The organism is Spirosoma aerolatum, from assembly GCF_002056795.1.
GTDB lineage: Bacteria > Bacteroidota > Bacteroidia > Cytophagales > Spirosomataceae > Spirosoma > Spirosoma aerolatum.
Genome location: NZ_CP020104.1, coordinates 6,413,603 through 6,437,790, shown reverse-complemented (window position 1 = coordinate 6,437,790; position 24,188 = coordinate 6,413,603). Strand labels below are relative to the sequence as shown.

The following is a 24,188-nucleotide window of genomic DNA, read 5'->3' as shown; positions in this document are numbered from 1 at the left end:
ATCAGCGCGTTGCTTTACTTCATTCCCCATTTTGCTTATTCGCGCTTTCTTTATGATCGGTCATTCGGAAGAATATGAGAAGATGGCCCGGCTGGAAGGGCAGTTATGGTGGTATCGTAGCCTGCACAAACGGGTAGAAACAGCTATTCGTCGGCAGTTTGGCGACCGTAAGGCTATAAAAATCCTGGATGCAGGCTGCGGGACCGGTGGGATGCTCGCGTATCTTCGTAAGAAAGGCTATACCGATTTACGAGGTATCGACGGGTCGGCTGATGCCATCGCTTTTTGTCAGCAACGTAATCTGCCGGTTACTTCACTGAATCTAAATGATCTAGCCTATTTCGAACCCTACACCCAGTATGATGCCATTATCTGTAACGATGTATTCTGCTATTTTACCGATGCCGATCTATTACCATTCATACGGGCACTACAGCAACGTTTGAAACCAGCGGGAATCTTAGTGAGCAACAATAATGCCTTCAATGCTTTTGAAGGGCAGCATGATATTGCTGTGGGGGTAATTCGAAGGTTTGTTTTAAGTGATTTCGCCGGAATGATGCCTAAGATGGGTATGCGGATTATCGACTCCACCTATTGGAGTTTCACGCTTTCCATCCCAATTTTGCTGATGCGGCAATGGCAGCGGTTGCAGTTGGCGATGGGCTGGCGTACGGTTGAAGAAGCTCAATCGGATGTTTACTTACCGGCACCCTGGCTAAATGAAACACTGTATTGGATCACAGAAATGGAACAAAAGCTGTTTCGCCGAACCCCATTCGGAAGTTCGCTGTTCATAATAGCTGTAACCGATCCAGCGGCTCGGTGATGACTATCGACTATTGACTTTATGTTTACAGGTATTGTTGAAACGACCGGTACTATATCGGCCATTGAATCGGAAGGGACGAACTTGACGTTTCGAATAGAATCGAATATGGCCTCCGAATTGAAAATTGATCAGAGTGTGAGTCATAACGGCGTTTGCCTGACCGTCACCAGCGTGAGCGATGGCAGTTACACTGTTACGGCTGTCGATGAAACGCTGAGGAAAACAAACCTTGGTCAGTTGAAAGTGGGCGATCGGGTTAACCTGGAACGTTGCATGCCAGCCAACGGTCGATTCGATGGACATATTGTGCAGGGGCATGTTGACCAGACGGGTGTTTGTACCAACGTACAGGATATGAATGGAAGCTGGCTGTACGATTTTCAGTATGAACCCGACGAATCCGGTAATATTACGGTCGAAAAAGGGTCAATTTGTATCAATGGTGTTAGTTTAACCGTTTTCAATTCGCAGCCCGATCGATTTCGGGTTACCATCATTCCGTACACATACGAACATACCACCTTCCGTGACCTTAGAGTAGGAGACAAGGTCAACCTGGAGTTCGATATTGTCGGAAAGTATATCAAAAAAATGCTGGGAAACGCTTATTTTGTAGCTGGCGAAGCCGTAAAATGAGAATTACTCACTTCGTTATCGTTTCCTGTACTTACTTTACTAAATCGACTTATACCTCCTGAATGATCAAGATCAGTACCCGTACCGTCTCTGACCTGCTGATTCAACTTGGCATCATTGTGTCACTACTGGTAGTTTTATTCCTGGGGTTTTTCTTTGTCTACCTGCCTTTCACCACCAATCACGGGCAAACGATTACAGTACCCGATGTAACCAAGCTTAGCTTCGAAGAAATGCAGAACCTGCTCGAAGATCGTGACCTGCGTTATGAGGTCAGTGATTGTACGTTTGTAGCTGGTTGGCAACCATTGACGGTTTTTCAGCAATATCCACGGCCTAACGCCAAAGTAAAAGAGGGCCGAAAAATATACATTACCCTTGTGAAACGCATGGCGCCTATGGTATCCATGCCTAATCTGACAGATTTAACGCTTCGAAGTGCTGAGCTAAATCTGAAATCACTTGGCCTTGAAAAAGGAGAAACAACCTATGTGCCTGATGTAGCGAAAAATTCGGTGCTTCGCCAACTGTATAATGGTAAAGAAATAGCGCCCGGAACTCCCGTACCAAAGGGCGCGATGATCGATCTTGAGGTCGGTGATGGGCTGGGAAGTACGATGTTTGAGGTGCCCAACGTTGTAGGTTTACCGCTCGACGAAGCCAGGCTGACAATTCAGGGGTCGAATCTGAAAGTCGGCACGATTATTTCTGTTGAAGACCCGGAGAAGGAAGTTGGAACAGTGGTTCGGCAACGACCCGAAGCCCGGTCTGGTGAACGCATTCGCGTTGGAGAAGCAATGGATTTGTGGGTCGTGGGTCCAATTGAGCCGGATCAATAAACGCTTTCCGGCACGAATGCCACATGAGAATTTCGTTACGTAGTCTGCTATACAAATCTGTTTCCCGTCAATTTTTGTGCGGCCTGTTACTGGTTGCCATGCATTTTTTTAGCCAGGGGCTTCGGGCTCAGAGTGCCTTGTCACTTCCTTTTTTTGATGATTTTACTTCCGCGTCTGCCCGTTCGGGATCAACTCAGCCTGATCCAGCGCGTTGGGTAGCAGGGAGTGGGGTTTATATCAATAACACGATGGCTATTGGTCATCCGACCATTAACGTGGCCACATTCGATGGTTTACAGGCTAATGGTCGTCCTTATGTGCGGAACGCTGCGCTTGAACAAGGGTATACCGATACGCTGGAATCAAGACCTATCAATCTGGCGGGACTGACGACCAGCAGTGGTGTCTTTCTGAGCTTTTACTGGCAGGCAAAAGGCTTGGGTGAACTGCCTGATCCGGGTGCTCTGCAAATTCAACGACCTGATACTTCGACTACAAAGCGATCTCCTTACGATAAGCCGTATGTCGATGCCAGTGGTGTTTCGCGGTGGATTCATATTGATACACTGATTGTTCAAACTGCCGATTCGCTAACGGTACAGTTTAAGGATGCGGCAGGTACCTGGAAAACCATATGGGCGAAGGCTGGTGGGCAGGCCGATACGGTATTTAGCCAGTCATTTGTTCAGGTTCCGGCCAACTACCTACATGGTTCTTTTGCATTCCGTTTTCGAACGTATGGTCGTCGCTCAGGACCTTTCGATACCTGGAATATCGATTACGTGTATTTGAATAAAGGGCGCAATGCGAACGATAAGGAAATGATCGATATTGCGACGCAACAGGCGCTAACGCCCTTGTTGAAGCGGTATACAGCCATGCCTCTGTCGCAGTTTAAAGTCAAAGGACAGGCTGAGCTAGCCGATACGGTGAGTACCGTGATTAATAACCTGATCAATAACCCAACACCCACACCCCACCGATTTATTGTACGGGATGAGCTAACGGGCAGTGTGTTGCAGAATAGCGTTACAGCGCCAACATTCGTCAATGGTTTTCAACGCCGGACCGTAAAACCAGCCATAGCAATTGATCTGACGCAGCCCAAAGTGTCATTACGCTATGAAATTGATCTGGAAACGGCCGATGCCCAAAACCCAATTTTTAGTGCTAATCCAAAAACATTACTCAGCAACGATACCATTTCATCGGTGGCTGTGCTCGATAATTATTATGCCTATGATGATGGGGCCTGGGAATATGCCTACCAAATCCGGCAGCGGGAGCAGGTAGCTGTTCGGTTTGCGCTCAATAAGCCTGATACGGTTGGGGCAGTCAGAGCCTGTCTGGTCCCTTTTACAACGGATCAGACAGGGCAGTCGTTTGTCATTACCGTTTACGGCAATAATAAAGGGAAACCTGGTATTGCTTTGTACCAGCAGTCATTTACGATGCAGTATCCGTCAACCCGGAATGGATTTGTCGATTATAAGTTTACGAAAAACGTTATTGTTCAGGATACGTTCTATGTAGGGTATCAGCAGATTGCGAGTGCCGATACAAGCTTGTTACGGATAGGATTTGATAAGAATAGCCCGTTTGGTGATAATATTTTCTATAATGGAGGGGCCAACTGGGAGCAAAATCTTCGCAAAGACAATGCTGGAAAACCAATTGGGGCTTTCCAGATAAACGGTGCTTTTATGCTGCGGCCCGTAATGGATAAAAAAGGAGTACTGACTCCGACTACCGAGCCGGCGCCCGTAAACCTGCTTCAGACATACCCCAATCCAACTACCGGTCTGATTCGCTGGGACAACACAAAATTGACTCGCCTGGAGGTAATGAATACAAGTGGACAAACCCTGTTGTCAGTCGAACCAAGTCGGGGGCAACAAATGTTAGACCTTAGTCACCTCCCAGATGGCCTTTACTTGATTCGTCTCTTCGCCGACCAGCGGGCAGTGGTGCAAAAATTAATCATTCAACATTAACCCAGGTCATTAATTAATCATCCTACCTGTTAGGGATAAGGTCTATTGCTGACGATTGATTACTGGCTGCTGACCATCGACTATTATGGATATTACCGTACAGGAATTGAAAGAACGGCTTGAGAAAGGAGAAACACTCCATGTGATTGATGTGCGTGAGCCACATGAGTATGAAGCCGATAATATTGGTGCCCGGCTCATTCCGCTTGGCGATCTGCCCTACAATCTGGACGAGATTGAAGACTTGCAAGATGAAGAGGTAATTGTTCTCTGCCGTTCGGGGAAACGTAGTGGAATGGCTCAGCAAATTCTGGAACAAAATGGGTTCAATAATGTCCGTAATGTAATTGGCGGTATGCTGGCTTATCGGGCACAGTAAATGCTGTATGATGTGAGATGTATACCTCAATATAGCATACATCTCACATCATACAGCTTAGTATTTTTTCCTCATCGTCGGGAGCTACCCAAGTATAGTTCCCTTGATTGCGAAACCAGGTTAGCTGGCGTTTGGCGTAACGTCGGGAGTTGCGTTTGAGCAGACGCACCATTTCATCATAATCATACGTACCATCGAGGTAAGGAAAAACTTCCTGATAACCTACTGTTTGTAAGGCAGGCAGGTCACGATAGGGAGTAAGGGAGCGAACTTCATCAATGAGTCCGGTGGCCAGCATGGCATCCATACGAGCGTCAATGCGAGCATATAACTCGTCGCGTGGCCGATCAAGAGTAATCATAACCGGGTGAAATGGACGTTCAGCCGTCTGCCGACGACGGAATGATGAATATGGTTGCCCCGTCGATAAACAGACTTCGAGTGCTCGGGTCACCCGAATTGGATTTTGCAAATCGGCCGTTTCGGCATAGACCGGATCTAGCAGTCGTAACTCCTCCTGAAGCGTAGATAACCCTTCTTTTTCTAAACGGCTTAGCAGATGCTCACGGAGCATTGGGTCAACTGTAGGCATATCGTCGAGGCCAAAACAAACAGCATTGATATATAAGCCAGTGCCTCCTGATAAAATAACTACATCTTTTCGCTGAAATAAGTCGGCCAATACAGTCAGACACTCCCGTTCATAGCGACCTGCGTTTACGGCATCGGTAATGGAATGAGAGTTGATAAAATGATGCCGAACGCCTTCCATTTCGTCAGGTGTGGGCTTTGCAGTACCTATAGTCAATTCACGATATAACTGGCGTGAATCGGCTGATACTACATCCGTTTGCAATGATTTCGCCAATCGAACGCACAGGGCCGTTTTTCCGACGGCTGTTGGGCCAGCTATAACAAGCAATGTTTTCACAAAATCATTCGTTTGGTTGATCCCTTCTGCTGAGGGAGTATGTAAGGTTTGCTTCGTTAACTACGAAGCCTGTATGCTTATGCAAAGTAAACAGCTATATGGCTTTTCCAGGCATCAATCGGTTGAAGCGTAAGGGACCGGCAGCGAGGCTCATTAGCTGACTGGTTGATCGGAAAAGTATTCCACTAATTATATTCTTATACAATGGAATTATGGACATAGATTTTATAATTTGATTCTCATAGGACCATATACTAGCAATTTTTGGTTTAATTTTCCTGTTGAAAAACAAACAGTTACTGTATATGATTTAAGGTCAGATAATTGGGCAGAATATAGTTTGTGATGTAGATTAAATTAAAATATCTATATTTGCTCATAACGTTGCAAGTGCCTTTTAATCAGTAAGTTAACTTACCAAAAGGTTAGTACTAAGATTCCTCATGAACGAACCAATAAACGCTCCAAAGCCCCAACTTTTTAACCATACAGCCCTGAAGAAAACATTAGATATTATTTGTGGAAAGTGGCGGTTGTACATTATTTATCAAATTGGTACTGAAGCCCGGCGATATGGTGAACTTAGGCGTATGATCCCTGAAGTGAGCGAAAAAGTATTAATACAAGAACTTAAAGCGCTGGTCGAACTAGGCGTTATAGAAAAGAAGTCGTATAACGAAGTGCCGCCACGTGTTGAATACAGCCTGACGGCAAAAGCATTGCATATCTTTCCCCATTTGCTCGAGTTAACCTCTATTGGGGAAGCGTTTCTGAATCCGTAGCCAGAGAATTCAACTATTTTTGGATTCGCGTCGTTATGCATTGAGAACGTAAGCGGATTCAATGAGTATACAGGTTGGTTGTCTGTTTCTGGGTCTATTGGGGCTTATCCAACTGGGGCAAGGCGGGCTACAGCCTGTTGGTGTGAAATGGCCTTCGGCCAATGCGATGACTTATCTGGCCGATCCCTTGGTGATAGCCCCGCAATACAACAAACAACTTCGGTTTAATATCTATACGTTCTCGGTAAGTGCTTCCGATACGGGAAGGGTACGGCAGGCAACTATTAAAGCGTACCGGGGCGAGCTATTGCTTACCAATTTTCAGGTTCGTATCGATGGCGCAGTCGTCGGTGCCGAAGTGGCCGATCTGGATGGTAACCGATTTCCTGAGTTATATGTGTATAGCACCAGCGATGGCAGTGGCTCGTTTGGTCGGGTGTATGCCTGGCAGTTTCTGCCCGAACGCAAAGCGGATATTACGATGCCTAACTGGCAACTGACCACGAGTTCTGGCTATATGGGACATGATAGCCTTTGGGTAGAACGAACTATTTTGTGTCGAAAATACCCAATTTACCAGGATGGCGATGCGAATGCCGAGCCCTCTGGAGGGTATCGCATGATGCGTTATCATCTCCAGTCTGCTGGGTCAAATTACGCGCTTGTTGCTGAGTAATCTATATGGATCAGTTGATAGTGCTTAGAGGAATCCAATCCCTAACTATCAACTGATCCGTACTTGTATTAAAATACCCTGAAGCCAAGAGAAACAGTGGCTATTCCCAGAAATCCTTTGATGCCCGAATCTTTGTACACACCCCCTACGGGTGCTGCATAGCGGACATCAACGTCTAAAAAGGGCAGCGGTGTATAGCCCACACCCAGTTCCAGCGCATACGTAAAATCTTTTACCTCCAGATTCTGCGCTTCGTATTTATTGAGCAGGTTGGTAGTACCTGTGGTCGCCGGAATATCAGTTTGCGGAAAATTGATCGTCGAATTCGCATTGATGGCCCCGCTGGTGGTTCGGTTGGCCTGGGCTTTCTGAACAAAAATAAAGTTTGGTCCGGCATACCCGCGAAGCTTTCCATTCATCCAGCGTTTCCCGATCAGAATCGGTACATCTACCGCTTCCAGAATAGATTCAGAGACTACATTTAACGAAGCATTCAGTAACCCCGGCTGTACACTAACCGGTAGTGCATTGGCCAGCGCTGCATTGGCGTTTACATCGACTGTAATAGCTGCTTTCTGTCTCAGCACAAATCGATTGTAGGTTACTTCGGCCTGGATGAAAAATCTCTCAAAATTTTTACGGGCCCATAAACCTCCTGAATAGCCGTATCCAATTCCATTATTTTTATTTTCCAGATCAGGTACTTTAACACTGCCTACCGTTTGGCCGGGGACAGTTGTAAACCCATGCGTGAAGGTTCCTCCTCCTTTGATACCGAGTTCGATACTACGACCCGACGTTTGCGCCATTACTCCCGATGCTGTCAGGCTGAGTAATAGAGCGAATGAAAGCTGGTAAAATCTCATAAATTTATTGTTGCAGCAACACCCGACGGTAGTTGGCTGGATTAACCTGAGGAATTGTTGAACTGTATTTCGCATTTATGCCTTTTATAATTTCGTTCGCCACCATAGCATAACCGGCAGGGGTCAGGTGAATACCATCGAGGCTAAAAACGCCCCCTTGAATATAGGTTGATGAATAGGTGATGCCGTTTAGGGTGTAGCCGCCAGTTTGTGCCAGTTGCTGAAAGATGGGGTTCACATCCACGTACACTAGCCCTTTAGCATCGGCCTGCGTTTTCATGATGGTATTGAATTCGTTGATGCGGGTGTTCAGGGTAGTTACCTCGCTGGCATCCAGCACATACTGGTCGGGCACCGGATTAGAGGCACTAAGCCCAACGCCTTTGGCAATGAAGCTATTAAGTACTGAGGCAATAGAAAGTAGAAAATAATCGCCCGATCCAGACATACGTACCCCACCCGGTGCCGATTTTGAACTGATTGCCAATCCCGATAGACCCTGTACTTTCAATAGTGCGTTGATCTGGTCGGTGGCGGTTGTAAAATACGGGGTCATCGTGATATTGGGAATACCGATAACAACGCCTTTCCGGCCTCCTTCGGTCAGTTTGTTCATGATGGCGGTGAAGTTTGTAGTGAAGAGCGTCGTGGAGGTCAGGTTATCGGCACTTACTCCACCCGCCAGCGCATACCCTAACGCATCGTTGTTGCCCAGCCAGCAGGTAAAAAAGGTAGCTCCGTTCAAATTATCACTGGCATACTGGAAATAGGTTGTCGAGCTTTGGTCAGGTAACAGACGTTCAAAGTACGCATTTCCCAGGGAAGAACCGTAGCCCGGCGACAGTATGTCGGCCATTCGAATGCCAGGAACACCCAGATTCTGGTTGGCTCCTGTAAATTTAGTGTAGAGTGGCCCGCCACCTCCCGGACTTGTGCCCCGAATAGCTGCCGGAGCCACCTGGCCCAGCGAACTGGCCAGCGAGGTCGGGTCTGAAGGATTTGGTACTTTAATCAGTTTGATATAACCTGACCCCGCGGCCTGCGCTTCTGAGAACAGGGGCTGGATGAAATCACCTCCTCCGACCGTTTTGAACTGGCCCGCTAATATGTTTGGATACGAATTGAGTTGGCTGTCGCGATAAAGTCCATTGTCGGCATAGCCAGAGGTCAACGAATTACCTACAGCTACATACTTCGTAAAATCAGCCGAACCTTTAGTAGGAGCAGCCCCTGTGCTCGACCCGTTCGGATCAATGTCATTATTCGTACAGGCATTTATACTAACCAATACGGTTACTATAAGAGCCCATCGAAATCGGTTAGCAGCATGCATTCGGGTGTATAGTTTATTTGAATAATAAGAAATTGTAAAAAAAGAACGCAAAAGTAACGGCTTTCTGTTACCAGTCGACTCATTCTGCGTCAAATGACAATGATGAACCGGAAGGTAGTAAACAAACCATTATCCACAACTGTTGTTTGTCTGAGATGGGTTCGCGTACTTGCCAACCATTACTGCATGTTTCATTTTAAATCATTCTAAACCAATGGGTCTTTTATCGTTTTTCAAAGGAGTAGGCGAAAAAATTTTTCACAAAGAAGAAGCTGCCCCCGATCCAGTTCAGGCAGAGAAAGTAGAACCTGTTCGGGCACAGGCCTTACTCGACCATGTGAAGAAGCTTGGACTTGCGTACAATAGCCTGACCGTAAAAACCAAAGGGGATACGGTTACCATAACAGGCTCAGTAAAAACGCAGGAGGATGCTGAAAAAATTGCATTGGCCGTAGGTAACGTAGAGGGTGTATCCGCTGTTGATAACCAACTAACGGTAGACACACCAGCTCCTGAAGGAAAATACTACACTGTAAAATCGGGTGACTCCTTATCGAAAATCGCGAAGGAAGTGTATGGCGATCCGATGAAATACGGCATTATCTTCGAAGCTAATAAGCCTATGTTGAGCGATCCTGACAAGATCTACCCTGATCAGGTTCTGCGGATTCCACAACTGTAAAATAGAATTTTAATCTCAGTAACGTTATAGGGCTGAAGTATTATCCTGTTGTTCCATTGTGATCAACAGGATAATACTTCAGCCCTATAACGTTACAAATACATTACAGGAATAACATTTCGGCATATGCGTGGTTTTATTGGTCTCAACCTACTAAAAACTCATGGCCGTTCATTTAATTTCGTACCTGAAAGAACAGTTTACCCCGACTGTAATTGACCAGCTTGGCAGTGAGCTAAACGAATCATCAGCTACGATCCAGAAAGTTATCGATGGAGCCCTGCCAACATTATTGGGTGGACTCACTCGCCGGGTTCAGGATACAGGTGGCCCCACATCCCTTATTCACTTTTTAGATAGCAACGATTACCGGGACACACCGCTAGATCTGAGCCAGGTGGTTGGCAATCAGTCAGAAATAGCCGGGCTTACTGCGTCTGGGCGTGATTTTCTAAGTCATATCTTTGGCGATAATCTTACCAAAGTTACCGAACTGATTGGCCTGTATAGCGGTGCTAAACCGCAGTCTGTGCTAGAAGTGCTGGCGCAGATCGGTTCAATTCTGATGGGTATTTTGGGTCGTCAGGAGCAGGAAAAAGGATTGTCGGCAGAGAACCTGGAAACATTATTACTGGGCCAGGCCACGGAGTTTCATCAGACGCTGCCCAAAGAGCTGAATGGGGTCGGAAGTCTGCTGGGGTTCGATGAGCTAGTAACGCCCACAGGGCCGCAGACTGAGGTGCAGGGTACGGATAATCTGAGTAGTAATGTCATAAATCCAAATATTCCGAAAAGCCCTGAAGGGGAACGTCGTCACGAAAATGTACGCTGGTTACGCTGGGCTATGATTGCGATTGCTGTGTTGATATTGGCGCTGTTGATTCAGAAATGTAGCCAGAATCAGAACGGTATAGACGGGGTTAGTACTGACTCGACCCGAACTGTAGAGTCGAATGCCGTTGAAGATACATCGGCTGCCACTAAACAGAGCATTGAGGAGGCCAACGGTCAAACGACAGACTCAACAGCATCAGGCCCATTAGGTACGCGTGACTCTTCGGCCTCAAATCGCTAATCATCTAGTGCAGGTGCGTACGGCCGCTTTTTCAATCAGGTAACTAATAGTTAGGAATACAACTTTTCCCCAACCCTGTATGATACATCAGGCTAAGAATTGAATTCGGGCCTGGATATGGGCAGCCCTACTGGTTGGCTAAAGTTTAGTAGGCGGGAGTTGTTCGTCAGGTAATAAAGAAACATCGGGCGATACCGCTACGACAGGTAGTGATAGTTCGGTATCTGGCCGACAGGGTGATACGACGACAAACTCCCTGAATGCACCAGAGCAGGCTCCTCCCGATAGTGCCAATGCTGGGGGGGGCGTGGTACCCGCCGAGGTTGAAGCAAAACCTGAAAAATAATCGGGCTGGTCGGTAAGTTGGAGTTTGAGTGCGTTGGTATTGGTTAACTTGCAGCCTTATTTATGCACTTGTACACTGACTTATTATGTTTGTTGACGCCATAGAACGCGTTGATTCTTTTACCCGTCCATTGCATTCGATTGTTCGTCTATACGGGCACGATGGCATTATACCCGGAACGGCAACCTTATTTTTTGTAAACGAAGAAGCGTGCGCCATCACCTGCAAACACGTAGCCGATTTAGTGGCGCAGGCGGATGCCATTTTCCAAAACTATCGCGAATTTCAGGGCGCCCGTCGAGATGTACTCCGGGAGAAAAATGTGACCCACCTGATTAGCCAGCTCGAAACCAAATACAAGCTAAGCCCGGATACCATTATTCGTATACGTAATAATTTTATAGGCTGTGTCGACCAGTTTCAGCGATTAAATATTGACAGTCATCCCACTCAGGATCTGGCACTTCTTCGGTTTGAAGGTTACAAGCGTATACTCTATAATTCCTATGCTACGTTTCTGCGTGATACGTCGCGTATAAAGCCGGGCCGTAGTCTGTGCCGATTAGGCTATCCATTTCCTGAGTTTACAAACTTTCGTTACAATCCATCCATAGACGATATCGAATGGGATACGGTTGGACGAGCATCGTCGCCGTCGTTTCCAATCGATGGTATCGTAACCCGTCTGACGGGCGACAATCGAGGAGTATCGGGCATAGAAATGAGCACACCCGGATTGCGTGGACAAAGTGGCGGGCCGCTTTTCGATACAAATGGGATTATTTTTGGGATGCAGTCGGCTACAAGTCACCTCCACCTGGGCTTCGATATTGAAGATCACGAAGTACTGGTTAATGGTCGCAAAAGGCGGGTTTCCAATTACCCGTTTCTGAACGTAGGCCGCTGTGTACACGTCGATGTGATAAAAGCGTTTCTGCGGGAGAAAGGCGTCAAATATTATGAAGGCTAGCTGACTGACAATGGGTTGACGGCTGTAGGATTTGTGGAGCGCATCTCGACTTGACAACAATCAACTGGTTGCTTCTAACGGTTTCCGGCTGCTTATTGAGCATTGGTCGTATCTTTGAACAGCCAATGCTCTATTCTATGTCTCAGCTAATCGCGAACAACTCAACGCAGGCTACCCTTTCGGCAGAAGCGCTCGCCTTGCTCAAACGACTGATTTCAACCCCTTCGTTCAGCCGGGAAGAGGCCCGGACAGCAGCCCTTATCGAAGCGTTTTTTCAGGAGAAACACATTCCTTATCAACGACTGAACAATAATGTTTGGGCTCAGAATCAGTATTTCGATGCAACGAAGCCAACGCTATTACTCAATTCGCACCACGATACCGTAAAACCCAATAAATCCTGGACACTGGACCCGTTTACGCCCTTGGTGCAGGATGGGAAATTGTTTGGTTTGGGAAGTAATGACGCAGGTGGTTGTCTGGTATCGTTGTTGGCCGCCTTCGTCTATTTCTACAATCGCCCTGAGATGGCCTACAATGTGGTGATGGCTGCTACGGCCGAAGAGGAAATTTCGGGACGGGATGGCCTGGAGCTTGTGTTGCCTCTGCTGCCACCCATTGATTTTGCCATTGTGGGCGAACCGACTGAAATGCAGTTGGCCATTGCCGAAAAAGGATTACTTGTACTCGATTGCACAGCCCACGGTGTAAGTGGACATGCAGCTCGTGACGAAGGTGATAATGCGATTTATAAAGCCATCCAGGATATTAACTGGCTGATCAATTATCAGTTCCCTAAAGTGTCGCCAACACTGGGGCCAATCAAGTTATCGGTAACCATCATCAATGCCGGAACTCAGCACAACGTAGTGCCTGATACCTGCACATACACCATTGATGTTCGGGTGACGGAACAGTACACGCTCGAAGAAGTAATTGAAACCATCCAGGCGAATATCCAGGCAGAAGTAAAGCCGCGCTCGATTCGTCTGAAGCCATCCAGCATTCCGGCCGATCATCCGATAGTGAAGGCTGGCCTGGCGCTGGGACGATTCACCTACGGCTCACCCACTACCTCCGATCAGGCGTTGTTAAGTTGCCCATCGCTCAAGTGTGGCCCAGGCCATTCGGGACGTTCGCACTCGGCGGATGAATTTATTTACCTGCGCGAAATCGAAGAAGGGGTGCAGGGGTATATCCAGATGCTGGAGCAAGTGGTATAACTAGCGTGCCCAGAGCGTTTAGGTTATATTTTTGGGGTACTTTTATTGCTAAAATCTATCACTGGTTACTAGTTCAATTCCTGTATGCGTCATTCTTTTCTTACGGGTTGTGTAATGGTATTAGCCGCAGTCATGGCAAACGCGCAACCTAAGCCCACTCCCCGCCAACTAGCCTGGCAACCCCTCGAAACCACTGCTTTTCTTCACTTTACGGTCAATACCTTTACGGATAAGGAATGGGGCGACGGAACCGAAAGTCCAGCTATTTTTAACCCGACCAAACTCGATGCTCGGCAGTGGATTAAGGCGCTGAAAGAAGCCGGTTTTAAGATGGCGATCATTACTGCCAAGCACCACGATGGATTTTGCTTGTGGCCGTCTAAAATGACCGAACATTCAGTCAAAAACAGCCCCTGGAAGAACGGGAAAGGCGATGTAGTGAAAGAAGTAGCCGATGCCTGTCGTGAATTTGGGCTGAAATTTGGTGTCTATCTCTCGCCCTGGGATCGTCATGAACCGCGCTATGGGACAGCTGCGTACAACGATTATTATAAAAGTCAGCTCCGGGAGCTATTGACCAATTATGGCCCTGTGTCGGAGGTTTGGTTCGATGGTGCCAAAGGCGAAAACGCCAAAGATATGACCTACGATTTTGCCGGGTACTGGGCGCTGGTTCGGGAATTACAGCCGAATGCGGTGATGTTTTCCGATGCAGGTCCTGATGTACGCTGGGTGGGCAACGAAGCGGGTAACGCCGGAGAAACCTGCTGGTCGACCATCAATACCGAAGGGCTGGCACCAGGGGTAGCGGATTCAAAATACCTCAATCGGGGCGATGCGGCTGGTAAGCAATGGGTTCCGGCGGAAACCGACGTATCAATCCGACCGGGCTGGTTTTATCATGCATCCGAAGATACCAAAGTGCGTTCGGGGAAAAACCTGGTGAATTTGTATTACCAGTCCGTTGGCCGGAACAGTTTGTTGTTGCTCAATGTGCCACCCAATCGGGAGGGTTTATTTTCGGAGCCTGATCTGGCCAGTTTGAAAGAGTTTCGAAGTATTCTCGATGAAACCTTCAAGACTAATCTGGTGGCTAAACAGCCCAAACTGACCGATAAAAAACTGGCTACGTTTACAACCCTGTCGGCGAATCAGCCATTGGTTATTGAGTTGGGAAAAGAAGCAGAGTTCGACCGGATTTCAATTCAGGAAAATATCGCCAATGGCCAACGAATAGCCAGTGGCCGGGTCGAATACTGGAATGGCTCCGACTGGCAACTTCTGCAAACCTTTACAACTGTCGGCTACAAACGGCTACTGCGCTTTCCGGCTGTAAAATCAACGAAGCTTCGTTTGTTCATTAATAATGCGAATGGATCAGTAGAGTTAGCCGAAGTAGGTATTTATAAAGCGTCGTCGAGAGAATAAAGTACGCGAGTGCTCCTGGAAGGTTAGCTTTTCGGGCGTATTATAAACCCTTCCTTATTGCCGGTGAAAGCTCCATTTGTCGTTGTGCTGACGATTCTCCTTGCGGGAAATCTGTTAAGCGTATCTGCGCAGTCCTTATCTGACTCAATTCGTCTAAACCAGCTTGGTTTTTACCCAAATGCACCGAAGGTTGCTATTGTCGTTGGGCAAGCATCAGGGCCTTTCGAAATAGCAACTCCCGATGGCAAAAAGATCGTGTTTAAAGGCATGCTCAGCCTACCCCGGACGAACGCTATTTCTGGGAAAAAGACGCATACGGCTGATTTCTCGGGTTTGAAAACAGCCGGTACATTTGTGGTCAGTATTCCCGGACTAGGCCATTCGGCTCCTTTTCGGATTGAACCGGATGTACACCGGGCTGCGGCTATCGGGTCATTGAAAGGGTTTTATTATCAACGGGTATCGACCGATTTACCGGCAACGTATGCCGGTAAATGGAGCCGCCCAGCGGGGCATCCCGATACGCGGGTGTTCATCCATCCGTCGGCGGCTTCGGCCAGTCGGCCCGTTGGGACTACCATTTCGTCACCCCGTGGTTGGTACGATGCGGGTGATTACAATAAGTACATCGTCAATTCCGGTATTACGATGGGTACGCTTCTGTCGCTGTACGAAGATTTTCCAGCCTATTGTAAATCTCTGAAAACGAATATTCCCGAAAGTTCAAACGCCATCCCCGATTTGCTGGATGAATCCTTATGGAATTTGCGCTGGATGCTGACCATGCAGGACCCGGTCGATGGTGGTGTATACCATAAACTAACCAATGCCGGATTTGACGGGATGGTTATGCCCGATAAGGCTACTAAAGATCGCTATGTTGTTCAGAAAAGCATAACGGCCGCCCTCGATTTTGCCGCTGTCATGGCTCAGGCCGCCCGTGTGTACAGACCCTTTGCTCGTGAACTCCCCGGTCTGGCGGATTCCTGCCTGACAGCTGCCGAAACGGCCTGGCAGTGGGCGCAAAAGAATCCCGAACTGTATTACCGGCAGAGCGACATGAACAAACAGTTCGACCCCGACGTAACCACTGGCAGTTACGAAGACCGAAGCGCCAGCGACGAGTGGATTTGGGCGGCTACGGAACTGTTTGTCACGACGAAAAAGGATACATATGCTACAACTGTGAACCTGTTTCCCGACGATAATACGCCTTTGCCCGCCTGGCCTCAGGTTCGGACACTGGCGTATTATACACTCGCTCGCTTTGCTAAAGACAAGACATTACAGAATAGGCCAGAACCCGGTTCGGCCAGAAAGCATATCCAGAAACTGGCAGACGAATTGATTGTGGGGGCCGACGAACAGGCGTTTGGGACCATTATGGGTAAATCGGCGAAGGATTTTATCTGGGGAAGCAGTTCGGTTGCGGCTAATCAGGGTATTGCGCTTATTCAGGCGTATCGGCTCACAGCGGATAAAAAATACCTGACGTATGCCCTAACCAACCTCGATTATTTATTGGGCCGTAATGCAGTAGGGTACTCGTTTTTAACCGGTTTTGGGCATAAATCAACCCTGAATCCGCACCACCGCCCTTCGGTAGCTGATGGTATCGAAGCGCCTGTGCCCGGTCTATTATCGGGCGGAACCAACGCCAATGCGGCTCGGCAGGATAAGTGTTCGGGCTATACCACAACCATTGCCGACGAAGTGTATCTGGATCAATCCTGCTCGTATGCGTCGAACGAAATTGCCATCAACTGGAACGCCCCAATGGTATATCTGACGGCTGCCATCGACGCCTTACAACGAGAAATGACCACGAAGTAATGAGAAGTGCATGCAAAATCAAGCCCTGAACTGTGGTCCTATAAACAAAGCAAATTCGGCCTTCTGAACAAAGTCGCCGGGTCAACCGTCCCCTAGTTTTGTATCAACAAAATCAATGAAAGCACATGATACAAAACAACAATCAGGGGGCTCTGCAACGTCCTCTCGGTACAGGGTTTAATGCTCAATCGACGACCAATGATGTTATCCGTGGCATCGATCTAAGGGGTAAGATGGCTATCGTAACGGGTGGTAATGCGGGTATTGGTGTCGAAACCGTCCGGGCACTCGCAGCCGCTGGTGCAACCATAATCGTTCCGGCAAGGGATGTCGAAAAGGCGACCAAAAATCTGAAAGGAGTCGGCCCTGTGGAGATCGAAGCTATGGATATGATGAATTCTGCATCCATAGAGGCATTTGCTGCGAAATTTCTGGCATCGGGCAGGCCGCTACACATCCTGATTAACAATGCAGGTATTATGTGGGTACCATTGCAACGCGATGGACGCGGTATTGAATCCCAGCTGGCAACCAACTATATCGGGCAGTTTCACCTTACCGCAGCATTATGGCCTGCCCTGAAGCAGGCAAATGGCGCAAGGGTTGTGAATGTTTCTTCGCTGGGACATCACATGGCATCGTTCAACTTTGAGGACCCCAACTTCGAACAGCGTGAGTATGAAACATTACAAGCCTATGGCCAGTCAAAAACAGCCAGCAACCTGTTCGCTCTGGAACTGGACAACCGCGCGAAAGACTTTAAGGTACGAGCCTATTCAGTACATCCAGGCTCAATAGCCGGGACAGAGCTAGGGCGCAGTGCATCAATAGACCTGTGGAAACAAATGGGCTTTCTGGATGAAGACGGGAACATGCGCCCTGAAATACTGGCAGGGTTAAAAACCATTCCGCAAGGTGCCGCTACATCGGTATGGGCTGCAACCAGTCCATTGCTGAACAACCTGGGTGGTGTTTACTGCGAAGATGGCGATATTGCCGAGCTACTACCTGCCGACCCTTCAGTACCCACTAAGGCTAAGCTGCATCAGTCTGGTGTACAACAATATTCGCTCGATGAGATCAGTGCGAAACGCCTGTGGGAATTGACCGAATCGATGACAGGGATTACATTTCGTGTAAGCTAACAGCGGGACGGCTATCGGGATAGAGGGAAACGAACAATCTACCGAACGAACATGGAACATCAGTCGATCTATTTGACACCGGACATTAAACTTTCATGCTACGAGGACAAGTTCTTTAAGTCCGACATTACGTTCGACCACCACATGCTCATCTGGTTTATCTCGGGACAAACCAAGATCGTGCAGGCCGAAGGAACCTATCTGTTCAACAAGGGCGATATTTTTCTGATTCCAAGGCATCAACTGGCCACGATCATCAATTATCCCAAAGATGGCCTGCCGCACAAAACCGTGGTTATGCACCTGACGAAGGAGTGGTTACAGCGTTACTATGCCAAACTTGATGTGAAGCCCCAGGTTACAAAAGTCCCGAAACTAAGATACTACAACAACCACCCGTTGCTGGAGAGCTGCCTGAGTTCGCTGATTCCGTATTTCGACATGAAAGAACTGCCGGACCATATCGCCGATCTGAAGATTACGGAGGCTGTTACGATTCTGCGGTCGATTGATAAGGATATCGATACTATGCTCGCCAACTTCGAGGAGCCGGGTAAGATTGATCTGGCGGAGTACATGGAGCGCAACTTCATGTACAATATGCCCATCGAGAAATTTGGGTATCTGACCGGGCGTAGCCTGACAACCTTCAAGCGCGATTTTAAAAAAGTATTTAATGCCACACCCCAGAAGTGGCTGACGCAAAAACGGCTGGAACTGGCGCATTACCAGTTTGTCGAAAAGAAGATGAAACCGATTGATGTGTGTTATGAAGTGGGCTTCGAAAACCTTTCACACTTCTCATTTGCGTTTAAAAAGCAGTTCGGTTATGCACCCTCTGAGTTATTAGCGGAGCATAGAAGAGGCTAGTAATGCGGGTGGGAACCCGTGATTGGGTTAACGATCATGGTTCCCACTCGCATTACTGAATTACTGCGCCAGATAACCGCCGTCGACGGGGTAATAGGAACCCGTAACAAACGAAGCCTTATCTGACGAAAGCCAGACAACCAGTTCAGCCACTTCTTCCGACCGTCCCAGCCGCCCAATGGGGTGAAGCGCAATAACCGCCTGACGAGCTTCGTCGGGTAAGATGCGCAGCAAAGGCGTATCGATATAACCCGGACCCACCGAATTAATCCGAATGCCTTTAGGCGCATACTCGATAGCAGCCGTTTGGGTTAAGCCCAGAATGCCATGTTTAGCAGCCACATAACCGGGAGCCGACGCTGTACCGACCTGCCCCAGAATCGACGCCATGTTGATAATGGAACCACCCGTATTCTGGCTAAGCATAGCTTCCAGTTCGTATTTCAGGCAATAGAAAACACTGTTGAGATTAACGTTGATGATGTGGTGCCAGCCTTCAATCGAGTAATCGCCGGTCATATTCATCTCACCGCCAATGCCAGCATTGTTGAAAGCAATATCAAGCTTGCCAAAAGTCTTGACTGTTTCCTGTATCAGTTGCTGGCATTGGGCTGAGTCGCCTACATCGGCTTTTAAAAAGCGGGCTTTGGCACCGCTGGCCAGTATTTCTTCGGCGACCTGTTGGCCCTGTGCCTCATCGACATCTGATAGCATTACATTCGCGCCATGTTGAGCATATAAGATGGCGGTGGCTTTACCAATACCCGAAGCAGCTCCGGTTACTAAGGCTGTTTTTCCTGCTAAGTCCTGATCCATAACCTTGTTTGTTGGGAAGGCATCGTTTTAACACCTTCCATGAATACCTTAAAATGCATTGAACAATGCAAAGGAAAGGCATTGCTCAGGCTGGGGTTATGAGCGGATACAGGTAGAACCCTGATAATTATCAGTGTAGGTGCTGGGCCAGTTTAGGCAAGAATATCGTGAATAACTTTACCATGAACGTCGGTAAGCCGGAAGTTGCGGCCCTGGAAAGGGAAGGTGAATTTCTCGTGGTCGAAGCCTAGTACGTGCAAAATTGTAGCCTGTAGATCGTGGATATGGGTTTTGTTCCGAACGCCATAGTAACCAATTTCGTCGGTTTCGCCGTGGGAATAGCCCGCTTTGATACCACCACCCGCCATCCACATGGTAAACGCGTCGATGTGATGGTCGCGCCCTTTAAACGGTGAATTGTTATCCCCAGCCCGATTTTCCATCATGGGCGTCCGGCCAAATTCGCCACCCCATACAACTAAAGTATCGTCGAGTAAACCACGTTGTTTCAAATCCTGAATCAGTGCCGTAATAGGCTTGTCGATAACCTGAATATTTCGGCGCAGGCCTTCATCAACACCACTGCCCGCGTCGGTGCCGTGCGAATCCCAGCGTCGGTCGAAGAGTTGAACGAACCGAACGCCTTTTTCGAGCAGTTTACGGGCAAGCAGGCAATTGTTGGCAAAGGAGGCTGCGCCCGGTTTGGCACCATACCAGTCCTGTACCCATTGAGGCTCATCGGTAATGTCCATCGTTTCGGGAACTTCCGATTGCATCCGATAGGCCAGTTCGTATTGCGAAATCCGGCTTAGAATTTCGGGGTCGCCGATTTCCTGATGTTCCAGTTCGTTGATCTGGTTGATGACGTCGATGGATTTTTTGCGAAGCGAATCACTGACCTCCGCTGGATTTTTGATGTACAGTACAGGCTCACCCATGGAACGGCATTGTACGCCCTGATATACCGTAGGCAGAAAACCACTTCCCCAAACCGACTTGCCAGCGCTAGGCTCCTGACCGGATACCAGCACTACATAGCCTGGTAGGTTCTGATTTTCGGAGCCTAGCCCATACGTAACCCACGCGCCCAGACTGGGGCGGCCCAACCGTGGACTACCCGTATGCATAAACAACTGAGCGGGTGCATGATTGAACTCATCGGTGTGCATGGCTTTCAGAAAGGTAAGCTCATCGACAATTTTGGGCCAGTGCTGAAAATAGTCCGATAGCCACGCCCCCGATTGCCCATGCTGCTCAAAACAGGACTGCGGCCCCAGCATTTTCGGAATCCCTTTAATGAACGCAAACCGTTTGCCTTCCAGTAATGAGGGCGGGCAGAGTTGTCCGTCAAGTTTGGCTAGTTCGGGTTTATAGTCAAACAGTTCCAGTTGCGACGGTGCCCCTTCCATGTGCATAAACAACACCCGCTTTGCTTTGGGAGACTGAATGGGACTAAGCGGCTTCAGTGGATTTTCGCTGGTGGTTGGCGAACTGCCAAACCCACAGCTATCCAGCAACGACAGCATCGCCAGGGAGCCTAAACCCGATGTACACTGTTTCAGGAAATGGCGTCTGGTGTTGAAGGTTGCCTGATTCAATACGGCCTCGTCGAAGAGCGTAAGTCGTTTCATTTGGTAAGCGTTTCGTCTAAGTTCAACAACACATTCGCCACCATCGATAGCGCACCGAACTCAGGCGATTGTGTTGATGGAACTGTTTTGGATTGCTTTTTTTGCGTGTTCAGGTGAAGAGCATCTGAATAGAATTTTTCCAGCAGGGCCAGCTTTTCGTCGGACGGCTTACGATACATAATTTGCTCATAACCACACGCGAGTTTCTTGGTTAAATCACCTTTCTGCCGGTTCATAAACGATGCCAGACCATGAGCGGCTTCCGTATAAACAGTATCGTTCAGCGTAATAAGTGCCTGCAAGGGGGTATTCGTCCGAACGCGCCTGGATACGCAAAGATTTCGTTGAGGTGTATCGAACGTAACCATCGACGGATACGGGTTGGTCCGTTGCCAGAAGGTGTACAAAGCCCGGCGATGGCGATTATCAGGTTGCTCGTCTTTCCAGGACCCATTCGTCGGGTTAAAGGGCCGAACACTGGGACCGTACAACTTATTATTGAGCAAACCACTGACGGCCAGCGCCTGATCACGGATTTGCTCGGCCGTCAGGCGGACTCTGGGGCCGCGAGCCAGTAAGAGGTTGCGGGGGTCTTTTTTCTGAAGTTCGGGCGAAACCACAGCCGATTGCCGATAAGTAGCTGAAAGAACCAGGTCGCGAAGGAGTTTTTTCACACTCCATTTGTACTCATCCTGAAACTGCACAGCCAGCCAGTCGAGCAATTCCGGGTGGGTCGGTTTAGCACCCATCGTACCAAAATCTTCCAGGGTTTCTACCAAGCCATACCCAAAAAGCTGCTCCCAAAACCGATTGACCATCACCCGCGCCGTAAGTGGGTTATTTCGGCTGACCAGCCAGCGGGCCATAGCCAACCGATTGTCAACCGATTGCCCGGCTTCCCGACGAATCGAGTGGGGAACATCGGGGTTGACCTGCTTCCCTTTGGTAAGCCAGTTCCCCCGGATGAAAACGTTCGTTTTCCGGCTCCGGCTGGTGGGCCGTTCGAGAATAACCGGTGTGGCCGTAGCTGGAATCGCAGCCAGCGAATCGACCAGCTTACGTAGCATCTGATTGTGATTGATAGGCGCGTTTTCGACCTCAAGCTGTAGCCAGTCCATATGGAGTAAGTCGCTCCGAAACTCTTTGTCCTTGTGAAACACAACAAAAAGTGCGTGCCGTCCCGTCGTTTTTTGGACTTGCGCCCGGAACGTGCTAAACGTTTTCCATTTATACCAGGCTCCCGGATCGCCTTCCTGCGTGGCTGGAACATGGGCGCGGCTGATGAGTGGACCATCAGGTCGGTCGAGGTGTAGTTCAACGAAGGACGGGAACGAAGTCGTATAGCGGTAAATTACGTTCGATACGTTTGTTAAATCCACATCATTATATAAGCAGAAAGCCCCTTCGGTGGTCTGCATAATGGTGGTCTGGTTGTCGTATAGCTCAATGTGTCGACTGGTGCTGTCGAAGTCCTCGGCCTCAATTTTTCGGTAACCGAGGTGGCTCAATACATCCTGTCGTTGAAGATTCAGGTTCAACGGACGGTTGGGGGAATTAGCAACCGGATTTCCGGACAGCGTTTTGATCCAGGTCATGAGCCCCTTTACTTTTTGTTCATTTTCGGGTGTAAAGGTGTACAGCTTCGGTTTTTCGTTGTACAGATCGGCATCCTGGCTATTGTTGAAATAGGCAAAAAACTTGTAGAACTCCTCATGGCGGATGGGGTCATAAGGGTGACTGTGACACTGTACACAGGCCATCGTTGTTCCCTGCCAAACCTCCCAGGTTGTGCTCACCCGGTCGATTAGCGCCATGTTTCGGAATTCCTCATCGTTGGTTCCGCCCTCGTCGTTCGACATCGTATTTCGGTGAAAGGCCGTCGCAATCAGGTGGTTATCGGCGGTTGAGGCATCCTTTGCGGGCAACAGATCGCCTGCCAGTTGCTCAACTGTAAATCGGTCGAACGGCATATCCTGATTAAACGCCCGAATGACCCAGTCGCGGTAGAGCCAGATGCTGCGTTCAAGGTCTTTTTCGTAGCCTTTCGAGTCGGCATACCGGGCCAGGTCGAGCCACATCGACGCCCAACGCTCGCCAAAATGGGGCGATTGAATGAGCTTATCGACCAGTTTATCGTAAGCATTCGGCGATTTATCCGCCATAAATTCAGCCGCTTGTTGTGCTGTGGGCGGTAGTCCCGTCAAATCCAGGCTAACTCGACGCAGCAACGTAGCTTTATCAGCTTCGGGCGAGGGGCTAAGTCCTTCCTGTTGTAATCGGTCGTAGACGAAGCGATCAATCCCGTTTTTGGCAAAGGCGTCGCCAACGTTGGGCGGAATAATGCTACGGTCAGGAGGTATATAGGCCCAGTGGTCCTCCCATTCGGCTCCCTGATCAATCCAGTTGCTAATCAGATCGATTTCCTGCTTCGTCAGGGGTTCATGCTCAAGCGGCATCCGTAGTTCAGGGTCATCGATCACCAACCGCTTTATCAGTTCCGATTCATCGGCATGTCCCGGTACTATAGCGTACTTACCTGATTTGGTCTTTCCCAACGCATCTTCCCGAAACAACAGACTAAAGCCACCGCTTTGTTTGATACCACCATGACAGGTTATGCACTTGGCGTTGAAAATCGGACGAATGTGCTGGTTATAGCTAATCTTCTCGGACGAGAAAAGCCCACTTAGGGTAAAGGCTGCTACTACAAGAGCCCCCAGAATACCGACCAGCCAATAGCGTCTCATGGCGTTTTACAATGCAGGCTTCGGGGTATATTCCGAAGCGATTAACCGTTAATGAGTTAACATCCGATGATTCAGATGCTTAGTATCTGTTCCTCTTAAACGAGTCAGAGTGACTTATCTACCTGTTAATAGATAAATTTTTGCCTCATAGATG

21 protein-coding genes are annotated in these 24,188 nt (G+C 48.5%); 15 read left to right on the top strand and 6 right to left on the bottom strand.

Features of this window, described 5'->3' with window-relative positions; translation table 11 throughout:
- Positions 1-31 precede the first annotated feature (31 nt).
- The 5 genes from B5M13_RS26780 (at position 32) to B5M13_RS26760 (ending at position 4,680) form a co-directional block, all read left to right on the top strand.
- A complete protein-coding gene (locus B5M13_RS26780) occupies positions 32-829 on the top strand; it encodes a class I SAM-dependent DNA methyltransferase (protein ID WP_317046953.1) in 798 nt (265 codons plus the stop codon).
- A gap of 21 nt (positions 830-850) precedes the next feature.
- Positions 851-1,468: a riboflavin synthase gene (locus B5M13_RS26775; protein ID WP_080058591.1), complete on the top strand. Its 618-nt coding sequence runs from the start codon at positions 851-853 to the stop codon at positions 1,466-1,468.
- A gap of 62 nt (positions 1,469-1,530) precedes the next feature.
- On the top strand, positions 1,531-2,307 hold the full coding sequence (locus B5M13_RS26770) for a PASTA domain-containing protein (protein ID WP_080058590.1): 777 nt from the start codon (positions 1,531-1,533) through the stop codon (positions 2,305-2,307).
- Between the two features lie 23 nt (positions 2,308-2,330).
- Positions 2,331-4,301: a T9SS type A sorting domain-containing protein gene (locus B5M13_RS26765; RefSeq protein ID WP_080058589.1), complete on the top strand. Its 1,971-nt coding sequence runs from the start codon at positions 2,331-2,333 to the stop codon at positions 4,299-4,301.
- An 85-nt stretch (positions 4,302-4,386) separates the two neighbouring features.
- On the top strand, positions 4,387-4,680 hold the full coding sequence (locus B5M13_RS26760; protein ID WP_080058588.1) for a rhodanese-like domain-containing protein: 294 nt from the start codon (positions 4,387-4,389) through the stop codon (positions 4,678-4,680).
- A 43-nt stretch (positions 4,681-4,723) separates the two neighbouring features.
- Here the strand turns inward: B5M13_RS26760 and miaA are convergent, their stop codons facing one another.
- On the bottom strand, positions 4,724-5,611 hold the full coding sequence (gene miaA / locus B5M13_RS26755; RefSeq protein ID WP_080058587.1) for a tRNA (adenosine(37)-N6)-dimethylallyltransferase MiaA: 888 nt from the start codon (positions 5,609-5,611) through the stop codon (positions 4,724-4,726).
- 443 nt (positions 5,612-6,054) lie between these two features.
- Between miaA and B5M13_RS26750 the strand changes: the two genes are divergently transcribed.
- Entirely contained in the window at positions 6,055-6,393 is a 339-nt protein-coding gene (locus B5M13_RS26750; RefSeq protein ID WP_080058586.1) for a winged helix-turn-helix transcriptional regulator, read from the top strand.
- Positions 6,394-6,454: 61 nt separating this feature from the next.
- Positions 6,455-7,069: a PliI family lysozyme inhibitor of I-type lysozyme gene (locus B5M13_RS26745; RefSeq protein ID WP_080058585.1), complete on the top strand. Its 615-nt coding sequence runs from the start codon at positions 6,455-6,457 to the stop codon at positions 7,067-7,069.
- Between the two features lie 68 nt (positions 7,070-7,137).
- On the opposite strand, the gene B5M13_RS26740 is transcribed toward B5M13_RS26745, so the two are convergent.
- Together B5M13_RS26740 and B5M13_RS26735 are read right to left on the bottom strand one after the other, a co-directional pair.
- Positions 7,138-7,935: an outer membrane beta-barrel protein gene (locus B5M13_RS26740; protein WP_080058584.1), complete on the bottom strand. Its 798-nt coding sequence runs from the start codon at positions 7,933-7,935 to the stop codon at positions 7,138-7,140.
- Between the two features lie 4 nt (positions 7,936-7,939).
- Positions 7,940-9,268 carry a DUF459 domain-containing protein gene (locus tag B5M13_RS26735; RefSeq protein WP_080058583.1) on the bottom strand — a complete coding sequence of 443 codons (1,329 nt, stop codon included), beginning with the start codon at positions 9,266-9,268 and terminating at the stop codon, positions 7,940-7,942.
- A gap of 214 nt (positions 9,269-9,482) precedes the next feature.
- Here B5M13_RS26735 and lysM point away from each other — a divergent pair, with 214 nt between their 5' ends.
- The 8 genes from lysM (at position 9,483) to B5M13_RS26695 (ending at position 18,840) form a co-directional block, all read left to right on the top strand.
- A complete protein-coding gene (gene lysM / locus B5M13_RS26730; RefSeq protein WP_080058582.1) occupies positions 9,483-9,950 on the top strand; it encodes a peptidoglycan-binding protein LysM in 468 nt (155 codons plus the stop codon).
- 163 nt (positions 9,951-10,113) lie between these two features.
- The gene (locus B5M13_RS26725; RefSeq protein ID WP_080058581.1) at positions 10,114-11,025 is read left to right on the top strand and encodes a DUF937 domain-containing protein; all 912 of its coding nucleotides are present in this window, start codon (positions 10,114-10,116) and stop codon (positions 11,023-11,025) included.
- A gap of 431 nt (positions 11,026-11,456) precedes the next feature.
- Positions 11,457-12,341: a trypsin-like peptidase domain-containing protein gene (locus tag B5M13_RS26720; protein WP_080058580.1), complete on the top strand. Its 885-nt coding sequence runs from the start codon at positions 11,457-11,459 to the stop codon at positions 12,339-12,341.
- Positions 12,342-12,478: 137 nt separating this feature from the next.
- Positions 12,479-13,564, top strand: coding sequence for a M20 family metallo-hydrolase (locus tag B5M13_RS26715; RefSeq protein WP_080058579.1), 1,086 nt, complete (start codon positions 12,479-12,481; stop codon positions 13,562-13,564).
- A gap of 84 nt (positions 13,565-13,648) precedes the next feature.
- Complete coding sequence (locus B5M13_RS26710) at positions 13,649-14,992, top strand: alpha-L-fucosidase (RefSeq protein ID WP_080058578.1); 1,344 nt, start codon at positions 13,649-13,651, stop codon at positions 14,990-14,992.
- 63 nt (positions 14,993-15,055) lie between these two features.
- Positions 15,056-16,825 carry a glycoside hydrolase family 9 protein gene (locus B5M13_RS26705; RefSeq protein ID WP_080060093.1) on the top strand — a complete coding sequence of 590 codons (1,770 nt, stop codon included), beginning with the start codon at positions 15,056-15,058 and terminating at the stop codon, positions 16,823-16,825.
- Between the two features lie 125 nt (positions 16,826-16,950).
- Positions 16,951-17,970, top strand: a complete 1,020-nt coding sequence (locus B5M13_RS26700) for an SDR family NAD(P)-dependent oxidoreductase (RefSeq protein ID WP_080058577.1) — start codon at positions 16,951-16,953, stop codon at positions 17,968-17,970.
- A 51-nt stretch (positions 17,971-18,021) separates the two neighbouring features.
- Positions 18,022-18,840: a helix-turn-helix domain-containing protein gene (locus B5M13_RS26695; protein ID WP_080058576.1), complete on the top strand. Its 819-nt coding sequence runs from the start codon at positions 18,022-18,024 to the stop codon at positions 18,838-18,840.
- Between the two features lie 60 nt (positions 18,841-18,900).
- Here B5M13_RS26695 and B5M13_RS26690 read toward each other — a convergent pair whose 3' ends face one another.
- From B5M13_RS26690 to B5M13_RS26680, 3 genes are all read right to left on the bottom strand, one after another.
- Positions 18,901-19,656, bottom strand: coding sequence for an SDR family NAD(P)-dependent oxidoreductase (locus B5M13_RS26690; protein WP_080058575.1), 756 nt, complete (start codon positions 19,654-19,656; stop codon positions 18,901-18,903).
- Between the two features lie 152 nt (positions 19,657-19,808).
- Positions 19,809-21,287: a DUF1501 domain-containing protein gene (locus tag B5M13_RS26685; protein ID WP_080058574.1), complete on the bottom strand. Its 1,479-nt coding sequence runs from the start codon at positions 21,285-21,287 to the stop codon at positions 19,809-19,811.
- A complete protein-coding gene (locus B5M13_RS26680) occupies positions 21,284-24,034 on the bottom strand; it encodes a DUF1553 domain-containing protein (protein WP_080058573.1) in 2,751 nt (916 codons plus the stop codon). Before B5M13_RS26680 ends, B5M13_RS26685 begins: the two co-directional genes overlap by 4 nt.
- Positions 24,035-24,188 lie beyond the last annotated feature (154 nt).